The organism is Mycobacterium sp. BK086, from assembly GCA_004362315.1.
GTDB lineage: Bacteria > Actinomycetota > Actinomycetes > Mycobacteriales > Mycobacteriaceae > Mycobacterium.
In genome coordinates this window covers 2,045,137-2,059,987 of record SNWL01000003.1, presented here as the reverse complement: position 1 = coordinate 2,059,987, position 14,851 = coordinate 2,045,137, and the positions used below count along the sequence as shown (strand labels likewise).

Sequence of the window (14,851 nt, the reverse complement as noted above, 5' to 3'; positions counted from 1 at the left end):
ACGGCGCGTTTTCGCTTTTTTGGCTGTTCGCGCAGGGCTTTGCCTGTACGTTACCTAACAGTAGTTACGGCGCCCGGGCGGGTGAGAAGGAGGCGCGGCCGTGAATGCTGATCAGCTGCTCGCGCGAAACCTTCTGTCCGCGCTGGCCAGCGGCAGGGTGGAACCGTACTTTCAGCCGATCGTGTCGCTGGACGACGGACGCGTCCTCGGATTCGAGGTTCTGGCTCGATGGAACGACCCGGAGCAGGGCTTCATCAGTCCGGACCGCTTCATCCCCATTGCTGATCGTTTCGGGCTGCTCGATCGGCTGCTTGATCAAATGATGCGCACGTCTTTTGCGGCCGCTGCGGAGTGGCCGCACAACCTGTTCCTCGGGTTCAACGTGTCGCCCACCCAGCTGCGCAATTCGGAGTTGGCGACGAGGATCGCACGAGCGGCTATAGAAGCGTCATTTCCGTTGAGCCGCGTACACATTGAGGTGACGGAGTCGGGCTTCATCGAAGACCTGAACCAGCCGCGGCGGACGCTCGATCGGCTGATCAACCTCGGCTGCATGATCGCGATGGACGACTTCGGTACCGGCTATTCGAGCCTGACCTGGCTCAGCTCGATGCCGTTTTCCAAGCTGAAGATCGACGCCAGTTTTGTCATGGCGATGCACGAGCACCGTCAGAGTCGCAAGATCGTCGCCGCGGTCGTGGGCCTGGGCCACAGCCTGGGCCTGGCCGTCGTCGCGGAGGGTGTGGAAACCGCGCAGCAGGCCAATCTGCTCAGGGGTATGGGGTGCAAGCTGGCTCAGGGGTTTCTGTTCGGTCGGCCGACGCCGGCGAGCCAGGTTCCGGACGTCCTGTCCGCTGTTGTCGTGTCCGCGGCCAACACGGAATCGGTGCCGACGTCCTTGGAACTGCACGCCAACGAGGTCTCCGGCACGTGCGAGTCGGATGCCGCCATCGCCTTCATGGACCCGACCGGAACCGTCGTCGCCTCGAGCACGGCTTTTGACCGGACCATGGACGTCAACAGGGGAGAAGCGGCCGGACAGCACATCTGGGATCTGATCGGGGTCACCCCGGAGACCTTCGCCGAACTGCGGGCCACCGACCTTCTCGACGAGCAGTTCCCGGCAATCGAGGAGACCACGGCCAACGGGTCGTTGGCGCGCATCATGATCCGTCCGGTCAAGGACGAGAGCAGCGAATTGCTCGGCTATTCAGTCGAATTCGCGGAACCGACGAGTCCGAAGGCCTCTTAGCTCGAGGCTGCGGCCGCAGGCGCTGAGCTGCTCGACGAACTCGAGCTCGAGGAGCTGGACGACGAGTCGCTGGAACTCGACGACTTCTCCGAGCTCGACGAGGAGGACGACTCCGACTTGGTGTTCTTCGAGGAATCCCGGCTGTCGGTGCGGTAGAAGCCGCTGCCCTTGAACACCACGCCAACCGAGTTGAACAGCTTGCGCAGCCGGCCCGAGCACTGCGGGCAGCTGGTCAGCGCATCTTCAGTGAACGCCTGCACCGCATCGAAGCGGTTGTCGCACTCGGTACACGCGTAGCTGTAGGTCGGCACTTGAACCTCCGGGACGAAACTTGGTCTTTAGCACTCTATCGTGTCAAGTGCTAGAACCGCTATGTGGCACGTATCATTCCCCCGATAACGCCCGGGGAAGCGGTGGGACAAAATGCCGCAAAAAGGATTCGAGGGGGGACACTCGGGTGCATGGTAGGCCGATGGCCTCACAACGTGTCGGCCAGCGCGAACAGTCCGTATTTGGGGGTGAGGGCATGCGTCATTCGAACGTCATGCGGCTCACTGGGCAGCTCATCGAGCACCTCGTCGTCCCGGACCACCGCGATGAGCCGGGTGCCGGGCGGGCACAGCGGCAGCGAGCGGTCGTAGAACCCGCCGCCGCGCCCGAGCCGAACACCCGTGCGGTCGACCGCCAGCGCCGGAACCAGCACCATGTTTGCTTGGGCGACCGCGGAACTCGGCAGCCACGGCTCGGCGGGTTCGCGCAGACCGAACCTGGCCGCAACCAGCGTGCCGGGCACGTAGACACCCCAGAGCAGCGCGTCGGGTTCGCCGTCGGCGCTTGTTCGGGTCACCGGCAACAGCACCCGGGCGCACAGCGCGCGCAGCCGGTCCACCATCTCCGGCGAGCCGGGCTCGGTGCCCACCGGCAGGTAGGCGCAGACGGTGTCGTCCCGGCTCACGAATTCGTCGAGGTGATCGATCAGCGCCCGCGCCTCGGTGGTGCGGATCGCGTCGGGAACCGCGCGTCGCGCTGCCAACAGGGCTTCCCTGTGTTGGGCTTTCGTACCGGCGAGCACGCCGTCCACCATGTCAGCGCGTATGTCGATTGCGCCAGAGTGAAGGGGCAACATGATGCCGATAGGGTGTGAACGATGAGGCCGCCAGAGGTCCCGATCCCGCGCACAGCGATCGTCCCCGCGGCCGGGCTGGGTACGCGATTCCTGCCCGCGACCAAGACTGTCCCCAAAGAACTGTTGCCGGTCGTGGACACGCCGGGCATCGAGCTGGTCGCCGAGGAAGCCGCCGAGGCCGGCGCCGAGCGACTGGTGATCGTGACGTCCGAGGGCAAGGACAGCGTGGTCGCCCACTTCGTCGAGGACCTCGTGCTCGAGGGCACGCTGGAGGCCCGCGGCAAGAAGGCGATGCTGGAGAAGGTGCGCCGGGCCCCGGCTCTGATCAAGGTCGAGTCGGTGGTGCAGCACGAACCGCTCGGCTTGGGCCACGCCGTCGGGTGCGTGGAAGCGGTGCTGTCTCCGGACGAGGACGCGGTGTCGGTGCTGCTGCCCGACGATCTGGTGCTGCCCACCGGCGTGCTGGAAACCATGGCCAAGGTGCGGGCCAAGCGCGGCGGCACCGTGCTGTGCGCGATCGAGGTGACGGAAGAGGAAGTGAGCGCCTACGGCGTCTTCGACGTCGAAACGGTGCCCGATGCCGCCAACCCGAACGTGCTCAGGGTCAAGGGCATGGTGGAGAAGCCCAAGGCCGAGGACGCGCCGTCGCTGTTCGCCGCGGCCGGCCGTTACCTGCTGGACCGGGCCATCTTTGACGCCCTGCGCCGGGTCGACCGCGGGGTCGGCGGGGAGATCCAGCTGACCGACGCGATCGAGTTGCTGATCAAGGAAGGCCACCCGGTCCATGTGGTGGTGCACCGCGGCTCTCGACACGACTTGGGAAATCCCGGCGGCTACCTGAAGGCTGCGGTTGACTTTGCGTTGGATCGTGACGACTATGGCCCGGATTTGCGGCGATGGTTGGTGGCGCGCCTAGGCCTGACCGGCAAGACCGAACAGTAAAAGCTGCGGCGGGCCCGCGCCACCGGGGTTCGAGGCAGAAAGGCGCGCGGTGCGTTCGGTAGAGGAACAGCAGGCCAGGGTGGTGGCCGCCGCGGTGGCGCCGCGACCGGTTCGAGTGCCGATCGCCGAGGCTCAGGGCTTGATGTGCGCTGAGGAAGTGATCACCGAACATCCACTGCCCGGGTTCGACCAGGCCGCCATCGACGGCTATGCCGTTCGCAGCGTGGATGTTCAAGGCATCGGTGCCGACGACGACGAACAGGGCGACGGCGAGATCAGCCTCCCGGTGATGGGTGTGATCGAGGCGGGCGCGCGCACCCCGAGCCGGTTGCAGCCCAAACAAGCCGCCCGCGTGCAGACCGGTGCGCCGATGCCGACGCTGGCCGATGCCGTGCTCCCGTTGCGCTGGACCGACGGTGGCCAGGCGCGGGTGCGGGTGTTGCGCGGCGTTCGATCGGGGGCCTACGTCCGCCGGGCCGGCGACGACGTTCAGCCCGGCGATGTCGCCGTGCGGGCGGGAGCGATCGTCGGCGCCGCGCAGGTCGGGCTGCTGGCCGCGGTCGGTCGTGAGCGGGTCTTGGTGCATCCCCGTCCGCGGGTGACCGTGCTCAGTGTGGGTGGCGAGCTGGTCGACATCTCCCGCACTCCCGGCAACGGCCAGGTCTACGACGTGAATTCGTATGCGATCGCGGCGGCCGCGCGGGATGCGGGTGCCGAGGTGAACCGGGCGGGCATCGTCAGCACCGACCCCAAGGAACTGCGTGAGGTGGTCGAGGGTCAGCTCAACCGCGCCGAGCTGGTGGTGATCGCCGGCGCCGTCGGCGGTGCGGCCGCCGAGAGTGTGCGCACGGTGCTCTCGAAGCTGGGCGATATGGAAGTCAGCCGAATCGCCATGCACCCCGGCTCGGTCCAGGGTTTCGGTCAGCTCGGCCGCGAGGGCGTGCCCACCTTCCTGCTGCCGGCCAACCCGGTGAGCGCGCTGGTGGTCTTCGAGGTCATGGTCCGCCCGCTGATCCGCCTGTCGCTGGGCAAGCGCCAGCCGATGCGGCGTGTCGTGCAGGCGCGGGCGTTGTCGCCGATCTCGTCGGTGCCGGGACGCAAAGGATTCCTGCGCGGGCAGCTGATGCGTGATCAGGACACCGGTGAATATCTCGTGCAGGCGCTGGGCGGCGCACCCGGTGCGTCGTCGCATCTTCTGGCGACGCTGGCAGAGGCCAACTGTTTGGTGGTGGTGCCCACCGAGGTCGATCAGGTCCGGACCGGCGAACTCGTCGACGTCGCCTTCCTGGCTCAACGCGGCTGAACCGCGGACGACTGTGAATCTGTGGCGTAACAGCTCTCTGCATCCGGGATGGCCCGCCCCGGTCGGCCCGCTCCGGGTGGGCGCCGGCGTCGTCCGGTTGCGCCCGGTGCGGATGCGCGACGCGGCGTTGTGGAGCCGCATCCGGATGGCCGATCGTCGCCATCTCGAACCGTGGGAGCCGACCGCCGAGGTGGATTGGTCTGTGCGCCATGCAGTTTCGTCGTGGCCGGCGGTGTGTTCGGGCCTTCGCGCGGAAGCGCGCAAGGGGCGAATGCTGCCGTACGTGATCGAACTCGATGGACAGTTCTGCGGTCAGTTGACGATCGGCAACGTCACCCACGGGGCGTTGCGTTCGGCCTGGATCGGCTACTGGGTGTCCAGCGCCGTCACCGGCAAAGGGGTGGCAACCGGTGCGCTCGCGCTGGGTCTGGACCACTGTTTCGGACCGGTCACGCTGCACCGGGTGGAGGCCACCGTGCGCCCGGAGAACGCGGCCAGTCGTGCGGTGCTGGCCAAGGTCGGCTTCCGGGAGGAGGGCCTTCTCGAGCGGTACCTCGACGTCGACGGCGCGTGGCGGGATCACCTGCTGGTGGCGATGACGGTGGAGGAGATCGAGGGCTCGGTGGCCGGCCGATTGGTGCACCGCGGGTTGGCGCAGTGGGCGTGATTGCCGAGCCCACTTGTTACTAATGTGACATTTGGGGCTGTTGGTGCTTGTCAAGGGCTAATTACACGTGTGTAATTGACTGCGGCGCGCCGTCTCGGGTTGCGTAGGTCACGGACCTAGCCTGGACGGGAAAGGAGCAGGCCATCATGCCAAGCATCCCCCAGTCATTGCTCTGGATCTCACTCGTGGTGCTTTGGTTGTTCGTGCTGGTTCCAATGCTCATCAGCAAGCGCGACAACGTCCGCCGCACCAGTGATGTCGCGCTTGCGACCCGGGTGCTCAACGGTGGCGCGAAATCGCGCCGCTTCAAGCGAAGCGGCCCGTCGGCCGGCCACCGGCACGACCCGGACTGGCAGCCCGAGGAAGACCAGTTCGACGAGCTGGACTCCGAGGATGAGGCCGCGCCGTCCCGCACCCGATCGGTGGTCGTGGTGGCTGCGGTGGCCGAGGAGGCCGAGCCCGACTATCTCGACGTCGACATCGTCGACGAGGATTCCGGTGCGCTGCCGGTCGGTGGCACCGCCCGGGTCGCCGAACCCCAGCCGACCCTGTTCGACGAGGCCCCCGCCGTCGCGGAGGAGCCGGTGGCCGAGGACGACGACGAGGCCGAGACTGTCGCGGAGGGCGAGGACACCGACACCTTCGAGGCGATCGCCGAGGACGAGCCACAGGATGGCACGGCCGACGAGTACGAAACCGTCGAGGACACTTCGGGTCTGGAGGCGGAGGAAGAGCCGGCGACGACGGTGACGCCGCGGGCCAACCGTCCCCGCCGGGCCGAGACGACGGCCGCGGCCGTCGTCGCGCGCAAGTACCGCTTCCGCAAGCGGATGCTGATGGCGATGGCCGCGATCATGGTGATCACCGCTGCGCTGTCCTTCACCGTGAGCGCCGACCTGTGGTGGGCCTGCGGTGGTGCCGGTGCCGTGACGGTGCTGTATCTGGCCTACCTGCGTCGCCAGACCAGGATCGAGGAGCAGGTGCGCCGGCGTCGCCAGCAGCGGATGGCGCGGTCGCGGCTCGGCGTGGAGAACACCGAGGACCGCGAGTTCGACGTGGTGCCGTCCCGGTTGCGCCGTCCTGGTGCCGCGGTGCTGGACATCGACGACGAGGACCCGATCTTCGAGCACCTCGACGAGGTGGCCTTCGCCCGGCACTTCGACCTGCCGCGGGCGGCCGGTCAGTAGGGTCACCGGTTTCGGTAAGGCGGGCTCCGACTGGTAGCCTGCCAGAGACCAAGGGGCTATAGCGCAGTTGGTAGCGCGTCTCGTTCGCATCGAGAAGGTCAGGGGTTCGATTCCCCTTAGCTCCACTCCACTCGTATCGAGTTCCCTTCTATGTGGCTACGCGACCATTCGATAAGCGATCTGTCGCTGGCGCAGGGCAATCCGCGTTCGCCAATCGTCGCTACTGATCGCGTTGTGGCTGAAATAGGGCAGGGTGGACGGCACCGCGTCGATGTCGACGACTTCGGCGGTGGGGCCGTCTGCTTCGGTGAGCGCGCGCGTGGTCCGTTGCCAGCGAAACTGCACGTAACCGCGTCGGTGGTCGAGCGTCTCCACCCAGTTGTGAATGCCCGGGTTGTGGTGCGCGACGACGATACGCATCATTCCGTCAGGATCGACCTGTGCCTGAGTTCCGTTCAGTGACGTCTGGTGATTGATGTAGTCCATCGAGATGTACCACGGGCTGCCCAATTGGAAGCCCAGGTAAGGCGCGTCGGAGGCCGGCAGCGTGATCACCATGGCCCGCTCGGGGCCGAGGTCGAAATGGCCAACCGAGGAGTACTGGGTGGCAAGTCCTCCGGGGGTGAGCCGTGGCGCGGCTAGCGTGTTGACCTCGATATTGAGGTAGAACCACTGAGGGAACGCGAGCCACGTCTTGATGCGCCTGACGAGTTGTTTACCTGCTGCCGCGTAGCGCGCTGCCATCAGTTCGGGCGTCAGCGGGCTCGGCGCCGTACCGGTGGTGTCGGTGCGTGCGATGGCCAAGGTGCCGCGCTGGGCCGACCAGTCGTTGTAGACCTCGCGGATGACGAGCTGGGCGTCGCTGCGGGGGACGACGCGCCATTCGAAGCTGCCGTCGGCGGCGATGTCGAGTTCGCGGTCGTCGAAGGCGATCTGGCTGTCGGGAACCACGTCGTCGGTGTACTCGCCGCCGAGCAACTGAAAGCTCAGATCGGTTGTGGTGCCCCGGATCCCGGTCAACACATACTCATGCCCCGCGTGTAGCGACGTTCCGAGGTACAGGGTGTCGGGATTGTCCAGGGCCATCTTCGTGAACGGTCCGGTGCCCGTGTGCAGGAACGGATGGTCGCGCTCGTAGTCGAAGACCAGGCGGGTGCATGCCGCGATACAGCCCGCCAGGTACTGCAAGCCTTCGAGCAGATCGACTTCGTTCGCCACGTGCGGAGCCTCGCGAACCAGTCGCTCCGCCACCGCGATGCTGTCCACGAATTCCTGTGCATACGCCATACGACTCTCTCCATTGGTTCAATAATGGAACGCATCGGTCGGTATTTCGAATAAAATATGCACCGCCGCTGAGTCTGTGTCAACGAATAGCCACCGCCATTGCCGGTAGGCAACATGGAGAGACTGCAGATTTCAGGACGTACGACGTAACCGTTCGACGTCATGGACAACGCAGCCCACCTGATCGGCCGCCTCCGCAGCCGTCAGCGCCGGGTTGAGCAGGATCTGCAACTCGGACGCACTGAAGACCGGCTCCGCGTCCCACGGGGCCTCATCCCACCCGGCCTCACTGAAGCCGGAAAACAATTCATCGCGCATCGGTGACCCTCACGCATAACAGGGAAAGGTGGAGTCGAACGCTCGGCGGGCACCATCGCGGTCGCCGGGTCGTGTTCTGCGTTCGATGATACCGGGCATCTGCGTGATCGCGCCCGAGCTGCACCGCCATCTCGACACTTCACGAACGATCCGAAAGTTGTTGGCCATCAAATGCGAACCGAGATCACCAAGGCGGAAGGGCTCGGACAACGCTAGGGGATAGGGTCCGAGCCCTTCGCTCCCGGCCACCTTGGGGGAATAGGCCAGGCATCACTAAATGTAGCGGTCGGTGTCATCGCAGTGCAACAGATGTTTAAGAACTGCAATGTATTTCGGTAACTTTTCGATGACGAGTTGGTGCGACGACAGCGACCGAAAATGCCTCACCGTCACGACTCGTTGATTGCCCTGCGGCACAGCTGAATCGGGGAAGGGCCTGCGATGGTGTCGCTGCCCGAGCCCCTCGTCCTGCCGTTCGTCGACTCCACAGCTCACCGAATCGCTTGTTGCGCAGAGATCCATGAGTGCACGGCAACGGGCAGGCCCCGCGCTATTGACGTCGGTACAGGCGCCCGTGACTGCGAAACCACATGATGGCGCCGTCGGATCCGCGTACGAAATTCGCTCGGCTCCCAATGGGTTTGCTGTCGGCTCCGAGGTTGAGGCCGTAGTCGGGTCGGTAGAACGCTAGGCCCACTCGTTCGGTCTCCTGCGTGGAATCCTCGGAACTCATGGTGCCGTCGAGTTGGCCGTCACCCGCCCGGAAATCGAGGATGACCTTCTCGTGGCTGCCGGAGACGCCGATCTGCTCGGCGATGTACCGGCCCTCGTAGGGCTTCAGGTCGGCGGCGCCGAGGTGCTCGGGTGTGGCGGGTAGATTGCTGATCCCGGCGAACAAGCGCAGAGCCCAGTCGTCAGCGAACAGCTCGTTGGTCAGTTCGGCTCCGCCCTGGGAGTTGGTCAGCACCGTCATCGCGAAGTTTCGCTCGGGCACCATGAAGAACCCCGAGTGCTGCCCGCTCCAGGTGCCACCGTGCTGGACGATCGTCGCGCCCTCCGCCGACGGCCGCAGCATCCAGGTCACGCCCATGCCGATGACCTCCACCAGCAACGTGCCGCCGGCCCCCGGGTTGGAACGCATGTCGACGAGCGCCTGCCGGGGGAGTAGGCCGGCGCCGTCGCCGAGATGAAACCGGGCGTAGCGCAACTGATCTCGGGCAGTGGAGATCAGGCCACCGGTGGGGTTACAGCTTCGTGGGAACGCCCAGAAACCGGTGTCGACGACCGCGTTGCCGTCCACCACGTTGTGCGAGGCCGCCAGATTCAGGCCGACGATATCGTCGGAGAAAAAGCGAGTGTGGCGCAGCTGCAGGGGGTCGAGGAGCAGATGCTGGATCGCGGCCTCGTATGTCCTTCCGGTGACGACCTCGATGATCCGGCCGGCCACCACCAAACCCGCATTGTTGTAGGCGAACACGGCTCCCGGCGGGGTCAGCTGCGGCAGTTGTGTCATCGAAGCGACATAGCGCTCCAGCGCATCGTCGCCGCGCCCGAAGTCCTGGACGTCATCGCCCAACCAGCCCGGGGTGTGATTGAGCAGCTGGCGAACTGTGACTGCGGCGCTGGCGTCGGCGTCGGCGACCGCGAAGTCGGGCAGGTAGCGGCGTACCGGCGCATCGAGATCCACCATGCCTTGATCCATCAACCGCATCATCGCTGTGCCGGTGAATGTCTTTGTGGTGGAACCAATTCGGAATACGGTGTCGCCGTCCACAGGCGTCGGATGGTCGACATTGGTGACACCGTAGCCCTTGACGCACTCCTCGCCGTCGGCCCAGATGCCTACCGCCACACCCGGTATCGCATGGGACTTCATCGCGGCGTCGATCTTGGCATCGAGATCGGAAAATGCCTGCACATCCGTCACCTGGGGGACATTAATGGGCGACGTTGAATCCTGCGATGACCTTCGTCGGAGTCACCCGCACGACCAGCTCGCCGGGCACGCCGTTGCGTCGGCCGAATTCGTCGGCTCGGTCCGCGCCCATGTAGCGGCCACCGATCCGGGTGGCGGTGTCGAGCAGATCCGCAGGATCTTCTGACGTGGCGGCGATCCCCTGAACCTGCACGAACGAGAACGGGGGATCCTGATCGTCAACGCAGATCACGACTCGCGGATCGCGGCTGATCGCGCGGCCCTTGGCAGCCTCCTTGCCGGTGTTGAAGACCAGCCGGTTGCCCTCCACGATGAACCACACGGGAGCGACGAGCGGTCTGCCGTCCGCGGCGACGTAGCCGAGCTTGGCCGTCCGGGTGCCGGCGGATAGGAAATCGATCACATCTTGGGTGAGTTCGTCCATGTCATCGAGGCTAGACTTCGACGCCCGCGTCAACGGCGCGAAATGGGTCGTCGCGGGGCGAGTAGGGTGCCTGTAGGGGTGCCCGACCAAGGAGGAAGCTACGTCCGATACCAGGCCTGACCTTCTTCAACTCATCGGCTACGCGTACGGCTTTCGGCGCTTGCCGGCGTCCATGCGCGACTGGGTCGCCAACGATCTCGCGGGGCCGGGCAGCGTCCGCCGCTACATGATCAGGATGGCGATACCGCCGATCTTCGTGCTGGCGCCGTTCTGGTTCTTCCCCGTCGAGCAGGATGCCCTCTATGTGCACTCGACCATGACGGTGCCCCTCTACCTCTGGGCGTTGGCCCTCTCCTTGGCGCTCAACAAGGTGTGGCGACGGCACCGCCTCGGCGTGCACGGTCTGGACCCCAATCTCGTGGACGTCCTCAAACGCGAGAAGAACAAGCGGGTCGACGAGGACTACATCGCTCGGTTCGGACCGCGGCCGCAAGAAGCCGACCACCAGAAGAACAGCAATCCGTTCTTCTGAGCCCGCCCATCACGCCAACGGAACCGTCTCCTGACCGGCCAGGTGTTGTTCGAGCCTCGCGTAGTCGGCGCCCGGGATCTCCCGCATCGCCGCAAGGAAGTTCGCGACGGGGATAGACGGGGCCTCGTGCATGCGTCCGTGTCCCTTGTACAGCAGATGTGCGCTGTCATCCCACGGCACGGCCAGCTCATGGAAGCCGACATCGGCCCCGACCAGCGCATCGCGTAAGTCGTCGCCGCACTGGAGATACCACTCGTGCGTTTCGCGGGAATCTTCGATCATCTGCTTCTCGATCCGAGAACAGATGTGCAACAACACCGCACGCTCGGTGAGCGCGGGCGCGAGCTCGAGAGCGGAAGCGAATCCGGACGCCGGCGTGGCCACGAACGAGACACCACCCTCGGCGCTCGCGGCATCGCGCGACCGAATCGACCACCGATGGCCGCTGGCGCCGGTTTCGATCTCCTCGACGACGACGGGTGCCGTGTCCTCGTCGTTGCAGACGTAGTCGCCGAGGGAACGGAGCTCGATGTGTCTATTGCCTGCGGCTTCGAGGTAGTCCAGCACCTTGACGGACGCGGGTTCGTCGATGCCGAAGAATTTGTAGTACTCGTCCACAATGAGCCTGAGAGTGCTTGCCGGAATTGAGGTTTCGGATCCCCACGGGATCGGCTTCACCAGCATAAGAAGCGTGTGCATCCCCTCCTGGCCCGGCACTGTCAGCATCCGCTGCACATGCGGGTAGTCCGCGATGCTGTACCCGCTGTAGTGCAGGATTCCGGCACGGCGGAAGCGATTCATACTGCTGGACATCGGGGTACGGAACGGGTCTTCGATCTCCGCGATGAACATGTCGAGGGAGCGTCCCGCGCGTTGCGCGCTTTCTTCGATGAGGCGCTCGCTGAGCAGATAGATGTCGGTGGCCACACCGGTACTGCGATGCGACGGGTTCACAACCTGATACTCGAGCACCCCGACGTTGGGTGTGCCCAGGTAGACCGACACGCAGCCGCCGACCACCTCGCCGTCGTCGGTGGCGACCACGACGTGGGTCTTGTTGGGCCCGAGCTCGCCTCGCTGGTCGCGATGAAAGTACGCCTCGACGTCGCGCTCGTCGTCACCGGGAAACGACACCTTGAACGCGTCTTCGACGAATCGGTGCAGAAGGTCCAGATCCTCTGGGCTCGTAGACGTTATCGCGCGAACCTCGATCATGGTGTTCCTCTCGGATCGGCTTGGGCATCAGCGGCGGGGTCGGTTTCACGATCGAGTTCGTGCAGTGCCGGCAACCACAGTGACACCACACCGAGCACGATCATGGGGATCGCCAGCACCAGAAAGGTGACTCGCAATCCGAAGGCATCGGCGAGCGGGCCTGCGAACGTAAGTCCCAGTGGCCCAGCGGCAAACGAGAACGTGGTCATGGCGCCGACGAGTCGGCCACGCATCTCTGGCGGCGACTTCGTCTGCACCACGTAGTTGTAGATCGGGGGAATGGGGCCGAATACCAGACCCACCAGCGCGCACAGCACCAGGATCACCCCGAGCGGCGGCAGCACCGAGATGATCGCCATGGACACCCCGAGCACCAGAGACGACGTGAGCAGGATCAGCCGCCGCGACAAGTGGCGCACCAGAACCGGATACGCCAGCGCGCCCACGAACGCCCCGATCGACAACGCCATCAGCACCCAGCCCAGGTGCGTGGGTTCCTGGCGGTCGGTGAAGTACTTGGGGAACAGCACGCTCTCCATCGGCACGTACAACCCGGTGAGCGTGAGGTCGATGATGGCCAGCGTCAACAGCACCTTGGTGTTCCAGATGAACCGGAAGCCCTGAACCGTTCCGGCCCAAACCCCTTCGGGGCGTTCCTCTTCGGTCGGCGGACCGGCACCTTCCAGGCGCATCACCGCGACGGCGAGGATCGACACCAGGAAGAACGCTGCGGTCACCCACATGGCGTTGACTCCGCCGAAGATCGCGATCAGTACGCCGGCCAGGCCTGGGCCCGCGATGTAGGCGACCTGGAAGACGGCCTGATATATGCCGTTGATGCGGTCGAGCGTCCAGCCCGCACTGGTTGCGGCTTCGGGCAGCATCGACTGACGCGCGGTCATACCCGCCGGATCGAATACTGCTCCCAGCGCCGCCAGCAAGGCCAGGGTGCCTACCGTGAGACCGCCCTGCCCGAATGCCAACACCAGAATGGGCACGGCGGCGGCCGTTACGCCGGAGAGCACGTCGGAGATGATCGAGATGCGCCGCCTGCCCAGAAAGTCGACCGCTGTGCCCGCCAACAGGGATGACACCAGCAGTGGCAATGATGCGGCACCGGCGACGATCGCGGCTTCGATCGCACTTCCGTTGCGCTGCAACACCAGCCACGGGAACGCCACCATGGTGATGCCATTGCCCGCGGCAGCCGTCAGCGTCGCGATCAGCAGCAGGGTGACCTGGCGTCGAGAGGTCACGCTTGCGCCAGCTCGTCCGCGTTCCGGCGAGCGCGCACCCGGATGCGTGCGCCGCGATGTGGCTCGAGGATCACGTGGCGGACTTTCTGCCGCTCGGCCGGCGCGATCGTCGTCTCGAGGTCCACGCGGCGCAGCACTTCGCGCAGCACCACAAGCATCTCCTCGCTTGCGAACGCGGCACCGAGACAGCGCCGGTTCCCACCGCCGAACGGCAGCCAGGTGGTGGGAGTTGCGGTGCCGTCAGAGATGCGGCCGGGGTCGAATTGTTGTGGCTGCGACCAGATTTGCGGATCGGAGTGGACCAGCCCGATGGCCGCGACGACGATCGTTCCGGCAGGCAGCTCGTAGCCGCCGAGCGTGACGGGTGCGGTGAGAACCCGCCCGACACGGGTGATGACGGGCCGCACGCGCATGGTCTCGCGCAAGACCGCATCGAGATACTCGTCGCCCGCCGGATCACCGGCTGCGCTCGCGTCGGCCGCGGCAACCGCGCGCTGCAGAACGGCGGGGTGCCGGACCAGCCGCTCCAGCGCCCAGGTCAGTGAGATCGCTGTCGTGTCGTGCCCGGCGAACAGCAGGGTGAAGAGCTGGTCCCGTAGTTCGGCATCGGTCATCGTCCGGCCGTCCTCGTCGGCGGCCCGCACCAGCATGGACAGCGCGTCCGCACGTTCGGCGAGCGCGGGGTCACTGCGCCGATCTGCGATCTCGGCATACAACAGCCGGTTCGCCTCCTCGATCCGCCTGCGTAACCCGCGCCACGGGCGGTACTCCAGCAGCGTCGGCGTGGCGATCGCCAACATGCCGAGATAGCCGAAGCTGAGCAGCCGCGGCATCACCGCCCGCAGCGAGGCAAGGCGCTGAGGGTCGGTGGTACCCACAACCGTCCGGAGAATGACGTCGAGCGTCAGAGCGGCCATCCTGGGGCCCACCGCGAATTCGGTTCCCACCGGCCAGCCGGCGATCTCGGCCGCGGCGATCTCGGTCATCGTCCCGACTTGCCTCTTGATGGCCTCCCGGCGGAAGGGGGCCATCATCAGGCGGCGCCGGTCGCGGTGGGTGTCCTCGTCGACGAGCAGCACCGAACTGTCCCCGAGCAGGCCGGCCAAGAGCGAGTTCGCTTCGCCGGCGTGGAACACGGCGGGATCGCCGGCGAACATGGCCTTGATATCGGCCTGATCGGTGACATAGACGAGTGTGTCGACGCCATTGGCGCGCAGGGTAAACGTGCTGCCGTAGCGGCGCCGGCAGGCCGCCAGCAGCCGCGGCGAGAACGGCAGCATGATCGCCGTCTGAACCCAGGAATTGAGGCGCGGACCGGGAGGTAACGGCCGCGTCGACTGACTCATGAGCGGAGCGTACAGCGGCTACCTTGGGCTGCGACGATGAACGATGAGCCACGAGGATCG

Annotated in this window: 14 protein-coding genes, 1 tRNA gene and 1 pseudogene; 7 read left to right on the top strand and 9 right to left on the bottom strand. The window is 65.8% G+C overall.

Annotated elements, in window-relative coordinates; all coding sequences use genetic code 11:
* Positions 1-100 precede the first annotated feature (100 nt).
* On the top strand, positions 101-1,252 hold the full coding sequence (locus EV580_RS10225) for a sensor domain-containing phosphodiesterase (protein WP_133690891.1): 1,152 nt from the start codon (positions 101-103) through the stop codon (positions 1,250-1,252).
* Here EV580_RS10225 and EV580_RS10220 read toward each other — a convergent pair.
* Both EV580_RS10220 and EV580_RS10215 read right to left on the bottom strand, forming a co-directional pair.
* On the bottom strand, positions 1,249-1,563 hold the full coding sequence (locus EV580_RS10220; RefSeq protein WP_133690890.1) for an FmdB family zinc ribbon protein: 315 nt from the start codon (positions 1,561-1,563) through the stop codon (positions 1,249-1,251). The genes EV580_RS10225 and EV580_RS10220 overlap by 4 nt on opposite strands.
* Before the next feature lie 167 nt (positions 1,564-1,730).
* The gene (locus EV580_RS10215) at positions 1,731-2,336 is read right to left on the bottom strand and encodes a 5-formyltetrahydrofolate cyclo-ligase (protein ID WP_286171515.1); all 606 of its coding nucleotides are present in this window, start codon (positions 2,334-2,336) and stop codon (positions 1,731-1,733) included.
* A 63-nt stretch (positions 2,337-2,399) separates the two neighbouring features.
* Between EV580_RS10215 and EV580_RS10210 the strand changes: the two genes are divergently transcribed.
* The 5 genes from EV580_RS10210 to EV580_RS10190 all read left to right on the top strand — a co-directional run bounded on the left by EV580_RS10210 (position 2,400) and on the right by EV580_RS10190 (position 6,602).
* Positions 2,400-3,320 carry a UTP--glucose-1-phosphate uridylyltransferase gene (locus EV580_RS10210; RefSeq protein WP_133690888.1) on the top strand — a complete coding sequence of 307 codons (921 nt, stop codon included), beginning with the start codon at positions 2,400-2,402 and terminating at the stop codon, positions 3,318-3,320.
* Between the two features lie 49 nt (positions 3,321-3,369).
* Complete coding sequence (gene glp / locus EV580_RS10205; RefSeq protein WP_133690887.1) at positions 3,370-4,623, top strand: molybdotransferase-like divisome protein Glp; 1,254 nt, start codon at positions 3,370-3,372, stop codon at positions 4,621-4,623.
* Between the two features lie 13 nt (positions 4,624-4,636).
* Positions 4,637-5,290 carry a GNAT family N-acetyltransferase gene (locus EV580_RS10200; RefSeq protein WP_133690886.1) on the top strand — a complete coding sequence of 218 codons (654 nt, stop codon included), beginning with the start codon at positions 4,637-4,639 and terminating at the stop codon, positions 5,288-5,290.
* 146 nt (positions 5,291-5,436) lie between these two features.
* Positions 5,437-6,477, top strand: a complete 1,041-nt coding sequence (gene sepX, locus EV580_RS10195) for a divisome protein SepX/GlpR (RefSeq protein ID WP_133690885.1) — start codon at positions 5,437-5,439, stop codon at positions 6,475-6,477.
* Positions 6,478-6,529: 52 nt separating this feature from the next.
* A tRNA-Ala gene (locus tag EV580_RS10190) sits at positions 6,530-6,602 on the top strand.
* A gap of 31 nt (positions 6,603-6,633) precedes the next feature.
* Here the strand turns inward: EV580_RS10190 and EV580_RS10185 are convergent.
* The 4 genes from EV580_RS10185 to EV580_RS10170 all read right to left on the bottom strand — a co-directional run bounded on the left by EV580_RS10185 (position 6,634) and on the right by EV580_RS10170 (position 10,442).
* On the bottom strand, positions 6,634-7,764 hold the full coding sequence (locus EV580_RS10185) for a hypothetical protein (RefSeq protein ID WP_133690884.1): 1,131 nt from the start codon (positions 7,762-7,764) through the stop codon (positions 6,634-6,636).
* Positions 7,765-7,896: 132 nt separating this feature from the next.
* Entirely contained in the window at positions 7,897-8,082 is a 186-nt protein-coding gene (locus tag EV580_RS10180; RefSeq protein ID WP_133690883.1) for a dimerization domain-containing protein, read from the bottom strand.
* Between the two features lie 550 nt (positions 8,083-8,632).
* Positions 8,633-10,024, bottom strand: a complete 1,392-nt coding sequence (locus tag EV580_RS10175; protein WP_286171537.1) for a serine hydrolase domain-containing protein — start codon at positions 10,022-10,024, stop codon at positions 8,633-8,635.
* Positions 10,020-10,442 (bottom strand): PPOX class F420-dependent oxidoreductase, encoded by a 423-nt coding sequence (locus EV580_RS10170; protein ID WP_133690882.1) that lies wholly within the window; start codon positions 10,440-10,442, stop codon positions 10,020-10,022. Before EV580_RS10170 ends, EV580_RS10175 begins: the two co-directional genes overlap by 5 nt.
* A 112-nt stretch (positions 10,443-10,554) precedes the next feature.
* Here EV580_RS10170 and EV580_RS10165 point away from each other — a divergent pair.
* Positions 10,555-10,974: pseudogene (locus EV580_RS10165) on the top strand (DUF5313 domain-containing protein); the annotation flags it as partial.
* Positions 10,975-10,983: 9 nt separating this feature from the next.
* On the opposite strand, the gene EV580_RS10160 reads toward EV580_RS10165, so the two are convergent.
* The 3 genes from EV580_RS10160 to EV580_RS10150 are packed head-to-tail and all read right to left on the bottom strand — an operon-like array spanning position 10,984 to position 14,791.
* Complete coding sequence (locus tag EV580_RS10160) at positions 10,984-12,189, bottom strand: GNAT family N-acetyltransferase (protein WP_133690880.1); 1,206 nt, start codon at positions 12,187-12,189, stop codon at positions 10,984-10,986.
* Complete coding sequence (locus tag EV580_RS10155) at positions 12,186-13,445, bottom strand: MFS transporter (RefSeq protein ID WP_133690879.1); 1,260 nt, start codon at positions 13,443-13,445, stop codon at positions 12,186-12,188. Before EV580_RS10155 ends, EV580_RS10160 begins: the two co-directional genes overlap by 4 nt.
* Positions 13,442-14,791 (bottom strand): cytochrome P450, encoded by a 1,350-nt coding sequence (locus EV580_RS10150; protein WP_133690878.1) that lies wholly within the window; start codon positions 14,789-14,791, stop codon positions 13,442-13,444. Before EV580_RS10150 ends, EV580_RS10155 begins: the two co-directional genes overlap by 4 nt.
* Positions 14,792-14,851: the final 60 nt, after the last annotated feature.